Here is a 15,910-nt window from a genome sequence, read left to right as displayed (position 1 = left end):
CCTTCCGCCTTGCATGGACTTCCTGCTTGCGCATGAACCGCTGATCCGCCTTGCGGCTTTCGCCTCGGTGCTGGGGGCGGTGGCGGTGCTGGAAGCGGCGCTGCCGCGCCGGCGCCGCGGCTTCGGGCGCTGGCGGCGCTGGCCGTCCAACCTCGGCATCGTCGTGCTGGACACGATCGTGCTGCGGCTGGTCTTCCCGATGGCGGCGGTCGGCGTGGCGCTGGCGCTGGAAGGGCGCGGGATCGGTTTGCTGCCGTGGCTCGGGCTGCCGGCCGTGGTCGCGGTGCCGGTCGCGGTCGTGCTGCTCGACCTCGCGATCTATCTCCAGCACCGGGTCTTCCACGCGGTGCCGCTGCTGTGGCGGCTGCACCGGATGCACCATGCCGACCTCGATTTCGACGTCACCACGGGGTTCCGCTTCCACCCCGGCGAGATCCTTCTGTCCATGGCGTTCAAGCTGGTGGTGGTCGCGGCGCTCGGCGCGCCGGCAGCGGCGGTGCTGGTCTTCGAGGTGCTGCTGAACGCAGGGTCCATGTTCAGCCACGCCAACCTGCAGCTGCCGGGCTGGCTGGACCGCGTGCTGCGGCTTGTCGTGGTGACGCCGGACATGCACCGCGTGCACCACTCGGTGGACCGGCGCGAGACCGACAGCAATTTCGGCTTCAACCTGGCGATCTGGGACCGGGTCTTCGGGACGTATCGCCCGCAGCCCGCGGCGGGACATGAGGGGATGACGATCGGGATCGAGGCGTTCCGCGATCCCGCGGAGTTACGGCTGGACAGGATGCTGACGCAGCCGGTGCGGGGCGAGAGAAGGTAGCGCGAACCCCCACCCGCCTCGCTTCGCTCGGCACCCTGCCCCGCGCGCGGGAGAAGGAGATCGGCGCCACCGCTCCCTCTCGCGAAGCGGGGGAGGGTGGCCGCGCAGCGCCCGGGTGGGGGCTTGCGCGCCCTACGCCAGCCCGAGCCGCTTCCGCGCCAGCCCGATCACCCGGAGCGCCTCTGGCCACATCCCATGCCGCGCGACGTCCGCGCTGCCGCACCACATCACCTCGGTGACGTCTCCACCCGCGCGCGCCTCGCCGCTTTCCCAGCGCGCGACATAGTCGATGATGGTGTAGTGGAAGCGCGGCCGGCCTTCCTCGCCAGGCGTGATCGCGTCCACCACCGCGAGCAGGTCGAGCGGTCCCACTTCGATTCCGGTCTCCTCGCGCAACTCGCGCCGCGCGCAGGCTTCCGCCGTCTCGCCGAGGCGCTGGCCACCGCCGGGCAGGGACCACTCGCCGAGCCGCGGCGGGCGGCCGCGGCGGATCAGAAGCACATCGTTGCCACGGAAAGCCAGCACGCCGATGCCGACCCAGGGGCGCGTCGGATACTCGCGCGAATTGCCACTCACTGCTGGGGCTGCGCGGGCGCGCGCTGTTCCTTCACGAGATCGGCGAGGCGCGGCACCATCGCCTTCTCCTTCCACTGGCCAACCTGGTAGGCCCAGCCGCGCCAGCGCGCGTTCAGCCGCGCGGCTTCGTCATCGCCCTCCGCGGACAGCCGCACCCAGAACTGCTCGCCATCCTTCCGCGCGGCGACGCCGATCTTCAGATTGTCGGTCAGCTCGAACTTCGACTCGCCGAGCCACTCGCCGGGCATTTCCGCCGCCGCCTTCACCTCGAGGAAGGTCAGGAATTCGAAGGCGCGGGCCATCTCGTCGATGCTGATCTCGTCGAGCTCCGGGGTCTCGGTCGGCTCGATCACAGACAGCGGCGCGTCGAGGTCGCGGCCGCGACGAAGAACGAGCGATCCTTCGCCGGCCCGGAAGACCTCGACCGCGCGGACGCGATCGCGCTGGATGTTGGCGAGGTCGCGGTCGATCCAGAGATTCGGGTCGGCATCCACGGGCAACCGCCCTTCCGCGAGCCAGGCCTGGTTCTCGCCGGGGCGGCGGACATAAACGGATTCCGGCACGTTGCCCTGCACGCGCATCCGGCGCCGGCCCACGATCAGCTCCGCGATCGGCCGGCCTTCCGCGTCCAGCACCTTCAGCAGCGACGACGTCGAGCCCTCCTTCGTCGGGTCGTCCACGCCGAGGCGTTCCAGCATCTCGGGGTTCGCAGTGCGCGGCTCGCTGAGCCGCAGTTCCGTCAGACCGACCAGCACTTCGCGGACGCGTTCGGGCCGCGCGGGGTATTCGCCCCGGGCGGGCAGCACCCAGTTCTCGGGCGAGGCGCGGCGGACGACCAGCGTGCCGTCGTGGCGCGTGACCTCGATCCGCGCGGCATTCGCCAGCCGCGGCGCGAGGCCCGGGAAGGCCAGCGGCGTCGAGGAGGAGGGTGGCGGCTCCGCCCTGTCCGGGGTCAGCAGTACCGCGGCGCCGACCGTCCCGGCCGCGGCGCCACCCAGGATCAGCAGGGTCCTTCGCTTCATGCGCGCGCTCCCGCGCGCCGGCGCGCGCGGTAGACGCCAAGGCCGACCGCGAAGAACGTGAGCAGCGCCGGCACCAGCGCGATGTTCACGAGCCGGATGCGGTTCTCCAGCGTCTCGATGTCACGACGAAGCTCGAGCTGGACGTTGCGGAGCTCGCCGCGGGTGCGGCGGATCTCCTCGCGCGCGCGGTCGATCTCGGCGCGCTGCTCCGGCGTGATGACGGCCGCGGTCTGCTGGCCCTGGCCAGGGCCCTGACGGAGTTCGCGCAGGCGGCGCTCGGTCGCTTCGAGGCGTTCCTGCAGGCCGCGCTCGGTCTGGCGGTACTGCGCCTCGGCGTCGCGGCGGATGCCCTCGACCAGTTCGAAGGGACGCAGGGACTCGCCGCGGGAGCGCAGCCCGACCAGCGCCTCGCCGCCCGCCATCGTGTCGGCGAGGTTGACGACCAGCGCGCCGTTGTCGCTGAAGGGGGTCGCGACCTGCTGGTTGAAGAAGTCCTGCACGCGGACCCAGAAGCGGTCCTCCAGGATGTCGGCGTCATTGGCGACGATGAGGTTCGCCGGCCCTTCGGTCCGTGCGCGATGCGCGGGGAAGTCGGCCGGGCGCTCCGCGCCCTCGGGCGGATCGGGCGGGGCCTGGAAGGCGGAGGTGAGCTGGCCGCGAAAGCGCGCCACGATGACGTGGGAAGCGGTCTCCGGCCGGAATTCCGCCAGCAGCCGCGCGGGATTTGGCTCCTGCCGCACGCGCGTGGCGTCCACGACCTGCGTGCGGTCGCTGGTGGTAATCAGCGGGATGAACTCGATATTGCTGCCGTCGCGCCGGCGCACCGAACCCGCGGACGCCACCGTGACCTGCGACAGCTCCGCCGTCGCGATCTCGCTGCGGTTCAGCCCGGCCTGCGGGACGTTGTACCAGGCGATGTAGTCCACGGACTGCACGCGGTCGCGCGGATCGGCGCGCACGCGCCAGGCGCCGCGCTGGTCCAGCACGACCTTGTCGTCCGGCGCCTCGATCCCCCAGGCCTGGTACAGGCGGTTCAGGTTGGACGAGGTGTCGCGCGGGGGCGCGCCGCCCATGGTCGGGCGCAGCGCCATTCCTTCCTCATGCGGGTCGGTGAAGGCCATCAGCCGCCCGCCGCGCATCACGAACTGGTCGATGGCATAGAGCGTGGCGTCGGACAGACCCTGCGCGTGGGCGACCATCAGCACGTTGACATCGGGGTCGATGACCTGTGCGTCGAGCGGGATGTCCCGCACAGTGTAGAACTGGCGGAGCTGGTTCATCACGACATAGGGCTGGCCCATGCCGGGCTGGCGCATCATCATCGTCCTGGGATCGCCGTTCAGCGGCAGCGACGACATGACGCCGAGCACGGGGCGGCGCGGGTTCGACAGTTCCCACACCAGCTTCGTCAGATCGTATTCCAGGAAGCGGTCGCGCTCCGGCTGGAAGAAGGCGATGACGCGCTCGTCGTCCAGCAGGTTGACGCCGGCCAGGCCGAACCAGACCTGCTCCCCGGACTGGTCCAGCGGCACGCCCTGGAGGCCGAGCGCCTGGGCGCGGTCCTCGGTCTCGGTGAAGGGCTCGGGGTCGAGGACCTCGAGCCGGATCTTGCCGCGCGCGATCGCCACGTATTCGTCGAGCATGGCGCGCACGCGATCGGCATAGGCGCCGTAGTTCGGGAGCTGCGCGCCGAGCCGGCGCGAATAGAACAGCCGCAGCGTGATGGGGTCCTGCAGGTTCTGCAGCACCTGCTTCGTGCCGTCGGAGACCGTGTAGAGCCTGCTCTGCGTGAGATCGAGCCGCGCCGAGCCGAGCAGCCGGTCGGACAGCATGTTGACGCCGACGGCGAGAACGGCGGCGAGGATCAGCCCGATCGCGGCGGAAAGGCCGCGCTTGCCCCGAGGGGCGGGTGCCTGGGCGGGAAGGGCGGTGGTGCTCATGTCAGTCCGCCTTCCTCTGGTCCACCGCGACGGTGTTGGCGAAGAGGAAGAAGCCGATGAAGGACGCGAAGAAGACGATGTCGCGCGCCGCGATCACGCCGCGCGCGAAGCCCGACAGGCGATCCGTCACGCTGATGCCGCGCGCGACATCCGCCAGCGCGGGCAGGCGCGTCGTCAGGAAGTCCGTGACGACCGGGCTGCCGGCCGCGACGAGGAAGAAGCAGGCGGTCACGCCGAGCACGAAGGCGATGACCTGGTTCTTCGTCATCGCCGAGATCGCCGCGCCCACCGACAGGAAGGCGCCGGCGACCAGCAGGCAGCCGAGATAGCCCGTCGCGATCACCCCGTTGTCGGGCTTGCCCAGGATGTTGACCGTGATCACCAGCGGGAAGGTGAGCGCCAGCGCGATCGCGCAGAAGGCCCAGGCCGCGAGGAACTTGCCGACCACCGCCTGCCACTGCGCGATCGGCAGCGTCAGCAGCAGCTCGATCGTGCCGAGCCGGCGTTCCTCAGCCCAGAGCCGCATGGTGAGCGCCGGCACCAGTAGCAGGAACAGCCAGGGCACGAAGCCGAAGAAGGGCTGGAGGTCCGCCTGGTTGCGACCGAAGAAGCCCGCGACGTTGAAGGTCAGCACGCCGGCGAGGACCAGGAAGATGACGATGAAGACATAGGCGACGGGCGTGGCGAAATAGCCCGCGAGCTCACGCCGGAAGACCGTGGCGACGCCGCCCATCACACAGCCTCCGGCAAGGTCAGCGATCGGAAGACGGCGTCCATGCTGGGCCCCATCGCATCGAGCTCGGCCGGCGAGGCGTCGGCGACGACCTTGCCGCGGGCGATCACGAGGGCGCGGGTACAGACTGCGCCGACCTCCTCCAGGATGTGGGTGGAGATCACGATCGCCTTTTCCGCCGACATGGCACGGATGAGGTTGCGGACCTCGTGCTTCTGGTTGGGGTCGAGGCCGTCCGTCGGCTCATCCAGCACCAGCACGGGCGGGTCGTGCAGCAGGGCCGCGGCCAGGCCGACGCGGCGCTTGAAACCCTTGGAGAGCGTCTCGACGGGCTGCAGGCGGACGCCGTCGAGCTGCGTGAGGTCCATGCCGCGCTCGACGCGCTCCTCCAGCGTGTCGCCGCGGAAGCCCCTGGCGCGGCCGCAGAACTTCAGGAAGCCCTCGACGGTCATCTCGGGGTAGGTCGGCGCGCCTTCCGGCAGGAAGCCGAGATGGCGCTTGGCCGCGACCGGGTTGTCCACGACGTCCTCGCCGCAGATGCGCGCGGTGCCGGCGGTCGGCGTCATGAAGCCCGCGAGCATGCGCATTGTGGTGGATTTTCCGGCCCCGTTCGGGCCGAGGAAGCCGACCACCTCTCCCTTCGCCACGGTGAAGGATACGTCGTCCACGGCCGTGAAGGCCCCGAAGCGCTTGGTCAGGCGCTCGATTTCGATCAGCGCGGTCAAGGCGTGTCCCCGAGGAATCCCCGCGTGGCGATTACGCAGGCGGGGGGGCGCTGGCAAGACGGGCAGGCCGGCACAAAGGGTTACGGGGTGTGGCTTTGCATCGCCCCGCCGTTTGCTTCCCTCCCCCGCTCTTCCATTTCCCTCCCCCGCTGGCGGGGGAGGGAAGCACTTGGACAGGCGAGGGAAGCTCTGGTGGGCGGACCTACCCCGCATCCAGCTTCGCCATGGTCGGGTCGTGCCCGAACAGGGCCAGCAGCATCAGCGCGGCCTTCCCGCGGTCGGACGACAACTCCGGATCGCGGTCAAGCAACACCTGCGCATCCCGGTGCGCCGTGTTCACCAGCCGGTCGAACTCCTCCGGCTCCTCCCGCGGGTCCAGCAGCCGGCCGGCCTGCATGCCTGATTGGCGTTCGCGCAGCACGTCGCCGCCGCCGCGCGTCCGCAGGTCCTCCTCGGCGATCAGGAAGCCGTCCTCGGTGTCGCGCAGGACCAGCAGGCGGCGCTTCTCGCCATCCGACAGGCCCTCCGTATGGACCAGCAGGCAGGACGACGCCTTCGATCCGCGACCGACGCGGCCGCGCAGCTGATGGAGCGCGGCCAGGCCGAAGCGCTCGGCCTGCTCGACCAGCATGATCGTGGCCTCGGGCACGTCCACGCCGACCTCGACGACCGTGGTGGCGACCAGCAGCTTGGTCCGCCCTGCCGCGAAATCCGCCAGCGCCTGCTCGCGCACCGGCAGGTCCTGCAGGCCGTGCGCCATGCCGACCTGGCCGGGGAAGCGCTGCGACAGCTCGGCGAAGCGGTCCTCGGCGGCGACGCTGTCGTCGCTCTCGCCGCCGGAGATGGCGCGGACCACCCAATAGGCGCGCTCGCCCCGGGAAATCGCCTCGCCGAGGCGCTCTACGACCTCGGGCAGGCGTTCCTGGGATACGATTCGCGTCGCGATAGGCTGGCGGCCCGCGGGCTTCCCCTCCAGCCGGCTCACCGCCATCTCGCCCCATTGCGTCAGCAGCAGCGTGCGGGGAATCGGGGTCGCCGTCATCACCAGCATGTCGGCATCCCGGCCCTTGTTGGCGAGCATCAGACGCTGCGCCACGCCGAAGCGGTGCTGCTCGTCCACCACGGCGAGGCCCAGGTCGTGGAAGGCCACCGCATCCTGGAACAGCGCGTGCGTGCCGACGACGATGCCGACTCGGCCGGAGGCAAGGCCGCGCAGCACCTCCTTGCGTTCCGCGCCCTTCACCGTGCCGGTCAGCAGCCGGACCTCCACGCCGGCGGGGTGGCAGAGCTTCACCAGCGTCCGCAGGTGCTGGCGCGCCAGCAACTCGGTCGGCGCCATCAGCGCGCCCTGGGTGCCGGATTCGACGGCGCGCAGCATCGCCAGCACCGCGACCAGCGTCTTCCCCGCGCCGACATCGCCCTGCAGCAGCCGCAGCATGCGCCGCGGCGAGGCCATGTCGGCGCCGATCTCCGCCAGCGCCTGGGCCTGGCCGGACGTCAGCGTGTGGCCGAAGGCGGCGAGCGCCCTGTCCTGCAACTCGCCCGTCCCCTCCAGCGACCGGCCGGGCCGGTTGCGCTGGCGCCGCCGCACCAGGCCGATCGCGACCTGGCTCGCCAGCAACTCGTCATAGGCGAGGCGCCGGCGCGGCGCCTGGGGCAGGGGGCCCGTCGGCGCCTGCAGCATGCGGATCGCCATGTCGAAGCCCGGCCAGCCCTCTCGCCTCACCAGCGCGGCGTCCGCCCATTCCGGCAGGGGCTTCAGGCGCTGCAGCGCGGCGTCCATGGCATGGCGCAGCCGCTTGGGCGTGAGGTCACGGACCAGCGGCCAGACCGGCTCGACCGTCGGCAGGGCGTCCGGCCGTTCGGCACTCAACGGGTTCAGCATGGCCCATCCGCGGCTGCCTTCCGCCATGACCCGGCCCGCGAGGAAGCGGAAGGACCCCGCCGGCAGCAGCTTCTGGATCCAGGGCAGGCGGCCGTTCATGTAGCGGATCACCAGCGGCCAGCCGCCGCTCGTCGCCTTCACCTCGACATAGGGCCGACCCGTGGAGCGCGACCGGGCCGCGCGGAGGCTCTTCACCTCCACCACCAGGATGCAGTCCTGGTCGAGCGGCGCCTCCTCTGGGCTTTCGACCCGGCGGCGGATGATCACGCGTTCCGGCAGGTGCAGCAGCAGGTCCAGCACGCGGTCGCCGCCTGTGGCCTCCTCGATGAGCCTGGCCAGCGTCGGCCCGACCCCGGCAAGCTCCTCCAGCGGCGCAAGCAACCCTGCGAGGCCAGGCGCGTCCTCGATGCTCAACTCAGCCATGCGTGGGTCGGGCTGACAGGATTCCCATGCCCCCCTATATGGCACCCTTGAGCGCGTTAGCCGACATGCCCGACGACACCCCTACCGAAGACCTCACGCCCGACCTCCCCCCTCGGCGGCGGCGGCTACTGTTCCGCGCCTGGCATCGCGGCACGAAGGAGGCCGATCTGATGATCGGCGGCTTCGTGAAAAGGCACATCGCTGGTTTCACCGACTCCGACCTCGACGAACTGGAGGCCGTGCTGGAACTGCCGGACGTCGACCTCGCGGACTGGCTGTCCGGCCGCCGTGCCATCCCGTCCCACATCACGACCCCGATGCTCGAACGCATGGCGCTGGAATGCGGCGGCACGGGCGCGGGCGTCCCGCCAGACCTGAAAGCCTGAGATGGATACGATCCAGGTCCATGGCGCGCCCGAAGGATACGACGCGCTGCTGCTCGCGCGACGACGGGCGGAGACGCGCAACCCCATCCTGCATGTCTGCCGCGACGACGCGCGCATGGCGCGGCTCGAGGAAGCGCTGGCCTTCTTCGCGCCGAACTTCGAGGTGCTGCGCTTCCCCGCCTGGGACTGCCTGCCCTATGACCGCGTCTCGCCCAACCCCGAGATCGTGGCGGAACGCGTCGCGACGCTCACGCGCCTGGCCGAGAAGACGCCGACGCCGCGCATCCTGCTCACCACGGTCAACGCGCTGGTGCAGAAGGTGCCGCCGCGTGCCGCCTTCTCCGGCGCGACGCTCGCGCTCAAGCGCGGCGGAAGGCAGGACCCGTCGAAGCTCGCGGCGTTCCTCGAAGCCAACGGCTACCACCGCACCGGCACCGTCATGGAGCACGGCGAGTACGCGGTGCGCGGCGGCATCGTGGACCTGTTTCCGGCGGGCGAATCCGACCCGATCCGCCTCGACCTCTTCGGCGACGAGATCGAGGATATCCGCCGCTTCGACACCACGAGCCAACGCAGCGGCGAACGCGTGGACGCGCTGACGCTGCGGCCCGTCGGCGAGATGTTCCTCGACAGGGACTCGATTGCCCGCTTCCGCACCGCCTATCGCGAGCTGTTCGGCGCCGCGGCGACGGAGGACCCGCTCTACGTCTCGGTCTCCGCGGGCCGCAAGCATCCCGGTATGGAGCATTGGGCGGGCCTGTTCCACGAGAGCATGGAAACCCTGCTCGACCACCTCGGCGACGACGTGACCGTCAGCTTCGATCACCAGGCCGATGACGCGCTGGACGTCCGGCTCGAGATGATTGCCGACCACTACCAGGCCCGACGCATGCCGACCCGGGAAGGCGAGACGCCCTATCGCCCCGCGCCGCCCGACCGGCTTTATCTCGACCTTGATGCGTGGGAGGCGATGCTGGAAGCGCCGACCGTCATGCGCTTCGTGCCCTTCACTGCGGCCTCCGACCTGCCCGGCGTGCTGGACGCGGGCGGGCGGCCCGGGCGGATCTTCGCCGATGTCCGGGCCGAGGGCCGCAACGTCTTCGCGGCCTATGGCGAGCACGCCAAGGCGACCGCCGCGCGTGGGCACCGCCCCGTGCTCGCGGCCTGGACAAGGGGATCGCGCGAAAGGCTCGGCAACCTGCTCCGCGAGAACGGCGTTGCGTGCGAGCCCGTCGAGGATTTTCTCCAGCTGCAGAAGCTGGCGAAAGGCGCGGTGGGACTTGCAGTCCTCGGCCTGGAGCGCGGCTTCATTTCTCCCGATCTCAACGTCACCGGCGAGCAGGACCTGCTCGGCGAACGCATCGCCCGGCCGCCGCGCCGCCGCCGCCGGGCCGACCAGTTCATCGCGGACGCGACCGAGATCGCGGAAGGCGACCTGGTCGTTCACCAGGACCACGGCATCGGCCGCTACGACGGGCTTGAGACGATCGACGTCTCCGGCGCGCCGCATGAATGCCTGCGGCTGATCTATGACGGCGGCGACAAGCTGTTCCTGCCCGTCGAGAACATCGAGATCCTCTCACGCTTCGGCAGCGAGACCGCCGGTGTCGCGCTCGACAAGCTCGGCGGTGGCGCCTGGCAGGCGCGCAAGGCCAAGGCGAAACAGCGCATCGCCGACATGGCGGCCGCGCTGATCAAGGTCGCGGCCGAACGTGCGACGCGCCAGGCGATCTCCGCCATCCCGCCCGAGGGCGCCTGGGACGAGTTCTGCGCGCGCTTCCCCTTCGCCGAGACCGACGACCAGCAGCGCGCCATCGCCGACGTGCTGGAGGATCTGTCCGCGGGCCGGCCGATGGACCGCCTGATCTGCGGTGATGTCGGCTTCGGCAAGACCGAAGTCGCGCTGCGCGCGGCCTTTTGCGTGGCAATGGGTGGATCGCAGGTCGCTGTCGTCGTCCCGACCACGCTGCTGTCGCGCCAGCACACCCGGACCTTCACGAAGCGCTTCGAGGGGCTGCCGGTCAACGTCGCCCAACTCTCGCGCATGGTGACGCCGAAGGACGCAGCGGCGGTGAAGGAGGGGCTGAAGGACGGCTCGATCAACATCGTCGTCGGCACGCACGCGCTGCTGGCCAAGGGCGTGGAGTTCGCTGACCTCGGTTTGGTCATCGTGGACGAGGAGCAGCATTTCGGCGTCGCGCACAAGGAAAGGCTGAAGGCGCTGAAGTCGGACGTGCATGTCCTGACGCTCACCGCGACGCCGATCCCGCGCACCTTGCAGCTGGCGCTCACCGGCGTGCGGGAGATGAGCGTCATCGCGACGCCGCCGGTGGACCGGCTCGCGGTCCGCACCTTCATCATGCCCTGGGACGGCGTCGTCCTGCGCGAGGCGATCCAGCGCGAGCGCTTTCGCGGCGGCCAGGTCTTCTGCGTCGTCCCGCGCCTTGAGGACCTGCCCAAGGTGCGCGAGCGCGTGGCCGAGATCGTGCCCGAGGCTCGCATCGTCGAGGCGCATGGACGCCTCTCCCCCTCCGAGCTCGAGCGCGTCATGACGGAGTTCGGCGACGGCAAGCACGACATCCTGCTCTCCACCAACATCGTGGAGAGCGGCCTCGACATGGCGGCAGTGAACACGCTGGTGATCCACCGCGCCGACATGTTCGGCCTGGCGCAGCTCTACCAGCTCCGCGGCCGCGTCGGGCGCGGCAAGCAGCGCGGCTATGCCTACCTCACCTGGCCGCAGGCGCATCGCCTGTCCCCGGCGGCGGAAAAGCGGCTCGAGGTGATGCAGACGCTCGACAACCTCGGCGCCGGGTTCACGCTGGCTTCCCACGACCTCGACATCCGCGGCGCCGGCAACCTGCTTGGCGACGAGCAGAGCGGGCATATCCGGGAGGTCGGCATCGAGCTCTACCAGCAGATGCTGGAGGAGGCGGTGAACGACCTCAAGCATGGCGGCGAGAGCACGGCGACCGATGAGCGCGACTGGACGCCGCAGATCAACCTCGGCCTGCCCGTCATGCTGCCCGAGGCCTATGTCCGCGACCTGCCGGTGCGCCTAGGCCTCTATCGCCGCATCGGCGGCCTGCAGACGGAAGCCGAGATCGAGGCGATGGCCGCCGAGCTCGGCGACCGCTTCGGCAAGCTGCCGGCGGAAGCCGAGACGCTACTGCAGGTGGTCCTGCTCAAGCAGCTCTGCCGCAAGGCGGGCGTGGAGAAGCTCGACGTCGGTCCGAAGGGCATCGTGCTGGGCTTCCGCGGCAACCGCTTCGCCGATCCCGCCGCTCTCGTGCAATGGGTCGCCGGGCAGGGCGGCCCAGGGGGAGGCCAGGTGAAGCTGCGCCCCGACCACAAGCTCGCCTTCGCGCAGGAGATGCCCTACGAGGCGCGCGTCCGCGAATCCCGCCGCCTGCTGGCCGCTCTGGCCGAGGTTGCGCAGGGCCGCGTGCCAGAGGCGCCGAAATCCGCGAAGCCTGCCGCGCCGAAGCCGCCGGTGAAGCCCGCGCCGGGCAAGACCTCGGTCTTCCGCCCGACCATCGTGCCGTCGGCGTCGAAGGGCGCGGCGACGAAGCCGATCCCGCTGCCGGGCCGCTGGAAGCGGTAGGCGCCTTCTAGCGCTGCAGCAGCGCGCCGAGGTCCTGTTTTAGGTGCCACAGGCGCTGGTGCGCCTCAACCAGGCTCTCGCGGTCGCGGCGGTCAGGCAGGTTCTGGTCGCGACGGCGATCCACCGCGGCCTCGGCGGCCTTCAGCAGGGTCTCGGCGATGCCGACCTCCTTCTGATCGCAGGCCTGGTGGAATGCGCGCAGGATCGCGTCGGCCAGGCGGCGGCCCGGGTGACTCGCGGGTGTGTGGGTGTCGGTCATCGAGGCTCTCCGGGCCGCGCTTATGATGGCATCATGCCCACAACCCTCGCGTGCCGCCATAAGCTTGCTTGGGCACTGCCAGGACAGCACAAGGGAGAGCTGTCCACAACCTGAGGTAGACTCGCCGTTGCAACCTGAGGTAGTCTGACCCCATGTCCGCCCCGGCCCGACGTCGTCTCTGGATCGTGCTGACGACCCTGGTCGCCGCCGGGGTACTCGGCCTCGGCATCGGCGTGCAGGCTGAGCGTGATCCCACGCCGGCGGTCCAGCCCTACGACCCCATGCCGCGCTGGTAGCCCAGGGTGGGAAGCTATCGGTGAAACAGGACCGCGCAACAACTGAAACGCCGCACCGCGACGCGCGACATCGCGGCGAAACCTCCCTCGGCCAGCATGGCGCCATCGAAGGAGGACACCCGATGACACCCGCCGACATCCAACTGGTCGAGGCCAGCTTTCGCCTCGTCGCGCCGATCGCGGAGCCCGCGGCCGCGATCTTCTATGAGAAGCTCTTCGCGCTCGATCCCACGCTGCGCCCCATGTTTGCCCATGGCGACATGCACGAGCAGGGCCGGAAGCTGATGCAGGCACTGGGCTTCGTGGTGGGCAACCTCCGCGCGCCGGAGAAGCTGCTGCCGGTCGTCGCCGATCTCGGCCGGCGGCATGCCGGCTATGGCGTGCAGGCGGGCCACTACGGCACGGTCGGCGCGGCGCTGCTGGCGACGCTGCGCGAGGGGCTGGGGCCCCACTTCACGCCGGAGGTCGCGGCCGCATGGGAAGCGGCCTACGCGCTGCTATCGGCCGTCATGCTGGACTCCGCCGCCCCCGCCCAGGCGGCCTGACGACCCATCGGGCGCGCAGAGGCGGTTCCCGCGCCCGCCCGCGGGCTGCTATCATGCCCCCGTGAACATTCTCGCTCCGCCGCGGGCCCGGCTGCAGATCGAGGTCGTCTTCGACCTGGTCTGCCCCTGGTGCTACCTCGGCACACACCGGCTGCGCCGCGCGTTGCGGGCGCGTCCCGACCTCGCGGCCGACATCGCGTGGCGGCCTTTCCTGCTGAACCCGGACATCGCGCCGGGCGGCGTGCCGCGTCAGGACTACCTGCTGCGCAAGTTCGGTGGCGAGGACCGCGCGCGCCGCCTGCACGCCACGATTGCCGAACTCGGCCGCGCCGAAGGGTTGCGCTTCGCCTTCGACAGGATCCGCCGCATCCCGCCCTCGCTCGACGCGCATCGCCTGGTCCGCATGGCGGAGCGCGTCGGCCAGGCCGACGCCGCGGTGCAGATGCTGTTCCAGGCCTATTTCGGCGACGGGCTCGACATTGGTGACCATGCGGTGCTCGGCGGCATCGCGGCGGCGCTGGGGATGGACCCGACCGCCACGCGCCGCGCCCTGTCCGGCGTCCAGGAGACCGAGGCGGTGCATGCCGACAACCTCCGCGCCCATCGCCTCGGGATCAACGGGGTGCCCTGCTTCGTCGTGCAGGGCCGGCACGCCATCGCCGGCGCACAGGAACCGGAGGTGCTGGAGCGCCTGCTGGACGTCGCGCTGGTGGAGTCGCAGGGCGGCTGAGCGGTCAGACCGCGACGCGCAGCGGCCGGATCCGGCGCAGCGTGTCCACCACCGCGAAGCAGGCGGCGAAGGTGGCAATCACCGTCAGCGGCAAGGTCACCCAGCCATCGCCGCTGCGCGCGGCGAGCCCGAGATGCGGCGCCGCCAGCGGGATCGCCGCGACATGCAGCCCGTAGATGCCGACCGTCGCCTCGGCCAGGCGTTGCAGCAGCGCCGAGGGCTCGCCGCCCCGGTCGCCGGCGATCGCGACGAACAGGCCGGCCGAGGCCAGGATCACGAGGGGCTGCTCGTAGCAGAAGCGGCGGCAGGATGCGGCCGAGCCGCTTGCGCAGAAACAAGGCCAGCGGCTCCTGGGTCCGGAGCAGCGTGGCGCCGGCCACCATGAAGAAGACCGGGACGCCCACGCGGCTCAGTGAGTCGAAGGCAGTGGCCGCCCACCAGGCCTCCGACCCCGCTTGGAAATCCGCCGCGCCGACATGAATCAGGATGACGAGGAAGCAGCCCACGACGCGGAGCAGCGAGATGCGTCGATCCATGCGCGGTACCTCGGCGGTGTTGCAGCTCCGGCGGCCCAGGGAGCGGCCCTTCTGGTGACAGAGCGGCCGATCGGATCGCTTGGCCAGCGACACATTGGCGATCGGCGTCGTAGCTGCCCGGAATAGGGGGGGCGCCACCGGACCTATGGCACGGGGTCGCGCCCTGGCATGGCCCCATGACGCCCTTCTCACGCGCGAACGCCTGACACTGCGGGTGCCGCGCCGACGGCCGTGGCGCACGCCGCGTGGCGTACAATTCACGGTTCTTGTCGAGATCGGGAGTTGCACGTCACAACAATGCACTACAGTATCAATTCATGGAACGCGAGGCCGGCATAGACGGGATACGAGGGCTGGCTATCCTCGGGGTAATCGTCGCGCATTGGATCGCGGATCCCTTCCGGTCCAGCATCGCAACTCTATTTGGTACAAAGGCTGCCGGCATCATCGGCAGCCTGACCTACGGCGTTGACGTGTTCTTCGTCGTCTCTGGATACCTCATAGGCCGTATCATCTTCAAGGAATGCAACCGTGAATACTTTCTGCGGGGCTTTCTGATCCGCCGTGCGTTGCGCATCCTGCCGCTCTACTACCTCTGCGTGCTGATCTTCGGTGCCTACGCCGCGTTCATTGGCGGATACCCCGACACGGCGCCCCCGGTTTGGGCGTATCTCGTGTTCCTGCAAAATTTCATGTCGGGTCGCCCGACATTGATATTCAATCCATATTGGTCCGTCGCGATTGAGGTGCAGTTTTATGTCGTGGCGGCGCTGGCCGCGGCGGCCTGCGGCAGACGCGGGTTGATCGCCTTCGGCGTGCTGCTCATGGCCGTCAGCCCCTCGATGCGGGCGCTCGGGCCGACATGGGACCTGCCGTCGTGGACGTCACCGCTCTGGAGGTCGGACGCGCTCGGGCTTGGCGTGCTGCTGGCCGCCGACAGATCCGGCCGGCTGTCGTCAGCCCTGAGCGCCACCTGGACTGCCCTGGGGTTCGTCGCGGCCGACACGACGATGATGGTGGCGGGCAGCTCGGGCCTGATTGTCGCATTGCGGGCCAATCACGCCGTGGCGGTCTGCCTGTCGCCGGCCTGGCTGCGCCTCTGCGGGAGGATGTGCTTCAGCCTCTACCTGCTGCACCAGGCCGTGTTGTTTGGCCTTGTCGTCCTGACCGACAACCTCAACCCCGGCCTGCCCGCCATCCTGGCGGCCTTCGGGGTGCTTCTCGTCCTGTGCTTCGTGATCGAGGAATGCATGGGAGCGCTTCTGCCGAAAGTCGTTGCGCGCTCGCGCCGCGCACTGGGAACCGCAGCTCGGCAGGAAGAGGTTGCGACGTCCTCCTTTCCTGGCGGGTTGCGGTCGAGCCTGGGCGCGCGACTGGGAACCTGATCGCGAATTCGGCAGACGGCGGTTCGATCAAGGAACATCGATGCA

15 protein-coding genes and 1 pseudogene are annotated in these 15,910 nt (G+C 70.2%); 7 read left to right on the top strand and 9 right to left on the bottom strand.

Translation table 11 applies throughout. From position 1 onward, the window contains the following. Nucleotides 1–13: 13 nt before the first annotated feature. The gene (locus ACLF3M_RS23095) at nt 14–820 is read left to right on the top strand and encodes a sterol desaturase family protein (RefSeq protein WP_430659339.1); all 807 of its coding nucleotides are present in this window, start codon (nt 14–16) and stop codon (nt 818–820) included. A gap of 132 nt (nt 821–952) precedes the next feature. Here ACLF3M_RS23095 and ACLF3M_RS23090 read toward each other — a convergent pair whose 3' ends face one another. The 6 genes from ACLF3M_RS23090 to recG all read right to left on the bottom strand — a co-directional run bounded on the left by ACLF3M_RS23090 (nt 953) and on the right by recG (nt 8,124). Further along, on the bottom strand, nt 953–1,396 hold the full coding sequence (locus tag ACLF3M_RS23090; protein ID WP_430659338.1) for an NUDIX hydrolase: 444 nt from the start codon (nt 1,394–1,396) through the stop codon (nt 953–955). Then, nucleotides 1,393–2,418 (bottom strand): DUF4340 domain-containing protein, encoded by a 1,026-nt coding sequence (locus tag ACLF3M_RS23085; protein WP_430659337.1) that lies wholly within the window; start codon nt 2,416–2,418, stop codon nt 1,393–1,395. Before ACLF3M_RS23085 ends, ACLF3M_RS23090 begins: the two co-directional genes overlap by 4 nt. Further along, nucleotides 2,415–4,358 carry a Gldg family protein gene (locus ACLF3M_RS23080; RefSeq protein WP_430659336.1) on the bottom strand — a complete coding sequence of 648 codons (1,944 nt, stop codon included), beginning with the start codon at nt 4,356–4,358 and terminating at the stop codon, nt 2,415–2,417. Before ACLF3M_RS23080 ends, ACLF3M_RS23085 begins: the two co-directional genes overlap by 4 nt. 1 nt (nt 4,359) lies before the next feature. Beyond that, complete coding sequence (locus ACLF3M_RS23075) at nt 4,360–5,091, bottom strand: ABC transporter permease subunit (RefSeq protein ID WP_430659335.1); 732 nt, start codon at nt 5,089–5,091, stop codon at nt 4,360–4,362. Beyond that, on the bottom strand, nt 5,091–5,816 hold the full coding sequence (locus ACLF3M_RS23070; RefSeq protein ID WP_430659334.1) for an ABC transporter ATP-binding protein: 726 nt from the start codon (nt 5,814–5,816) through the stop codon (nt 5,091–5,093). The genes ACLF3M_RS23075 and ACLF3M_RS23070 overlap by 1 nt, the downstream gene beginning before the upstream one ends. Before the next feature lie 202 nt (nt 5,817–6,018). Continuing rightward, the gene (gene recG / locus ACLF3M_RS23065) at nt 6,019–8,124 is read right to left on the bottom strand and encodes an ATP-dependent DNA helicase RecG (protein ID WP_430659333.1); all 2,106 of its coding nucleotides are present in this window, start codon (nt 8,122–8,124) and stop codon (nt 6,019–6,021) included. A gap of 65 nt (nt 8,125–8,189) precedes the next feature. Between recG and ACLF3M_RS23060 the strand changes: the two genes are divergently transcribed. Beyond that, a complete protein-coding gene (locus ACLF3M_RS23060) occupies nt 8,190–8,510 on the top strand; it encodes a succinate dehydrogenase assembly factor 2 (RefSeq protein WP_430659332.1) in 321 nt (106 codons plus the stop codon). A gap of 1 nt (nt 8,511) precedes the next feature. Then, nucleotides 8,512–12,114: a transcription-repair coupling factor gene (gene mfd, locus ACLF3M_RS23055; protein WP_430659331.1), complete on the top strand. Its 3,603-nt coding sequence runs from the start codon at nt 8,512–8,514 to the stop codon at nt 12,112–12,114. Between the two features lie 7 nt (nt 12,115–12,121). Here the strand turns inward: mfd and ACLF3M_RS23050 are convergent, their stop codons facing one another. Next, nucleotides 12,122–12,373 carry a hypothetical protein gene (locus tag ACLF3M_RS23050; protein ID WP_430659330.1) on the bottom strand — a complete coding sequence of 84 codons (252 nt, stop codon included), beginning with the start codon at nt 12,371–12,373 and terminating at the stop codon, nt 12,122–12,124. A 152-nt stretch (nt 12,374–12,525) separates the two neighbouring features. On the opposite strand from ACLF3M_RS23050, the gene ACLF3M_RS23045 reads away from it, so the two are divergent. The 3 genes from ACLF3M_RS23045 to ACLF3M_RS23035 all read left to right on the top strand — a co-directional run bounded on the left by ACLF3M_RS23045 (nt 12,526) and on the right by ACLF3M_RS23035 (nt 13,944). Next, entirely contained in the window at nt 12,526–12,669 is a 144-nt protein-coding gene (locus ACLF3M_RS23045; RefSeq protein ID WP_430659329.1) for a hypothetical protein, read from the top strand. 122 nt (nt 12,670–12,791) lie between these two features. Then, on the top strand, nt 12,792–13,214 hold the full coding sequence (locus ACLF3M_RS23040; protein WP_430659328.1) for a globin family protein: 423 nt from the start codon (nt 12,792–12,794) through the stop codon (nt 13,212–13,214). A gap of 61 nt (nt 13,215–13,275) precedes the next feature. Next, nucleotides 13,276–13,944 (top strand): DsbA family oxidoreductase, encoded by a 669-nt coding sequence (locus ACLF3M_RS23035; RefSeq protein WP_430659327.1) that lies wholly within the window; start codon nt 13,276–13,278, stop codon nt 13,942–13,944. A gap of 4 nt (nt 13,945–13,948) precedes the next feature. Here the strand turns inward: ACLF3M_RS23035 and ACLF3M_RS23030 are convergent, their stop codons facing one another. Together ACLF3M_RS23030 and ACLF3M_RS23025 are read right to left on the bottom strand one after the other, a co-directional pair. Then, nucleotides 13,949–14,221 (bottom strand): hypothetical protein, encoded by a 273-nt coding sequence (locus ACLF3M_RS23030; RefSeq protein ID WP_430659326.1) that lies wholly within the window; start codon nt 14,219–14,221, stop codon nt 13,949–13,951. Between the two features lie 25 nt (nt 14,222–14,246). After that, nucleotides 14,247–14,480: pseudogene (locus ACLF3M_RS23025) on the bottom strand (acyltransferase family protein); the annotation flags it as partial. Between the two features lie 317 nt (nt 14,481–14,797). Between ACLF3M_RS23025 and ACLF3M_RS23020 the strand changes: the two are divergent. Beyond that, entirely contained in the window at nt 14,798–15,865 is a 1,068-nt protein-coding gene (locus tag ACLF3M_RS23020) for an acyltransferase family protein (protein ID WP_430659325.1), read from the top strand. Nucleotides 15,866–15,910 lie beyond the last annotated feature (45 nt).

This window comes from Falsiroseomonas sp. HW251 (genome assembly GCF_050563545.1).
GTDB lineage: Bacteria > Pseudomonadota > Alphaproteobacteria > Acetobacterales > Acetobacteraceae > Falsiroseomonas.
This window is presented reverse-complemented; position numbering and strand designations above follow the sequence as displayed.

Excerpts from the sequence above, each read along its gene's own strand:
- ACLF3M_RS23095 (WP_430659339.1), top strand. The coding sequence starts at position 14 with ATGGACTTCCTGCTTGCGCATGAACCGCTGATCCGCCTTGCGGCTTTC.
- ACLF3M_RS23085 (WP_430659337.1), bottom strand. The coding sequence starts at position 2,418 with ATGAAGCGAAGGACCCTGCTGATCCTGGGTGGCGCCGCGGCCGGGACG.
- ACLF3M_RS23080 (WP_430659336.1), bottom strand. The coding sequence starts at position 4,358 with ATGAGCACCACCGCCCTTCCCGCCCAGGCACCCGCCCCTCGGGGCAAG.
- ACLF3M_RS23075 (WP_430659335.1), bottom strand. The coding sequence starts at position 5,091 with ATGGGCGGCGTCGCCACGGTCTTCCGGCGTGAGCTCGCGGGCTATTTC.
- recG (WP_430659333.1), bottom strand. The coding sequence starts at position 8,124 with ATGGCTGAGTTGAGCATCGAGGACGCGCCTGGCCTCGCAGGGTTGCTT.
- ACLF3M_RS23060 (WP_430659332.1), top strand. The coding sequence starts at position 8,190 with ATGCCCGACGACACCCCTACCGAAGACCTCACGCCCGACCTCCCCCCT.
- mfd (WP_430659331.1), top strand. The coding sequence starts at position 8,512 with ATGGATACGATCCAGGTCCATGGCGCGCCCGAAGGATACGACGCGCTG.
- ACLF3M_RS23050 (WP_430659330.1), bottom strand. The coding sequence starts at position 12,373 with ATGACCGACACCCACACACCCGCGAGTCACCCGGGCCGCCGCCTGGCC.
- ACLF3M_RS23045 (WP_430659329.1), top strand. The coding sequence starts at position 12,526 with ATGTCCGCCCCGGCCCGACGTCGTCTCTGGATCGTGCTGACGACCCTG.
- ACLF3M_RS23040 (WP_430659328.1), top strand. The coding sequence starts at position 12,792 with ATGACACCCGCCGACATCCAACTGGTCGAGGCCAGCTTTCGCCTCGTC.
- ACLF3M_RS23020 (WP_430659325.1), top strand. The coding sequence starts at position 14,798 with ATGGAACGCGAGGCCGGCATAGACGGGATACGAGGGCTGGCTATCCTC.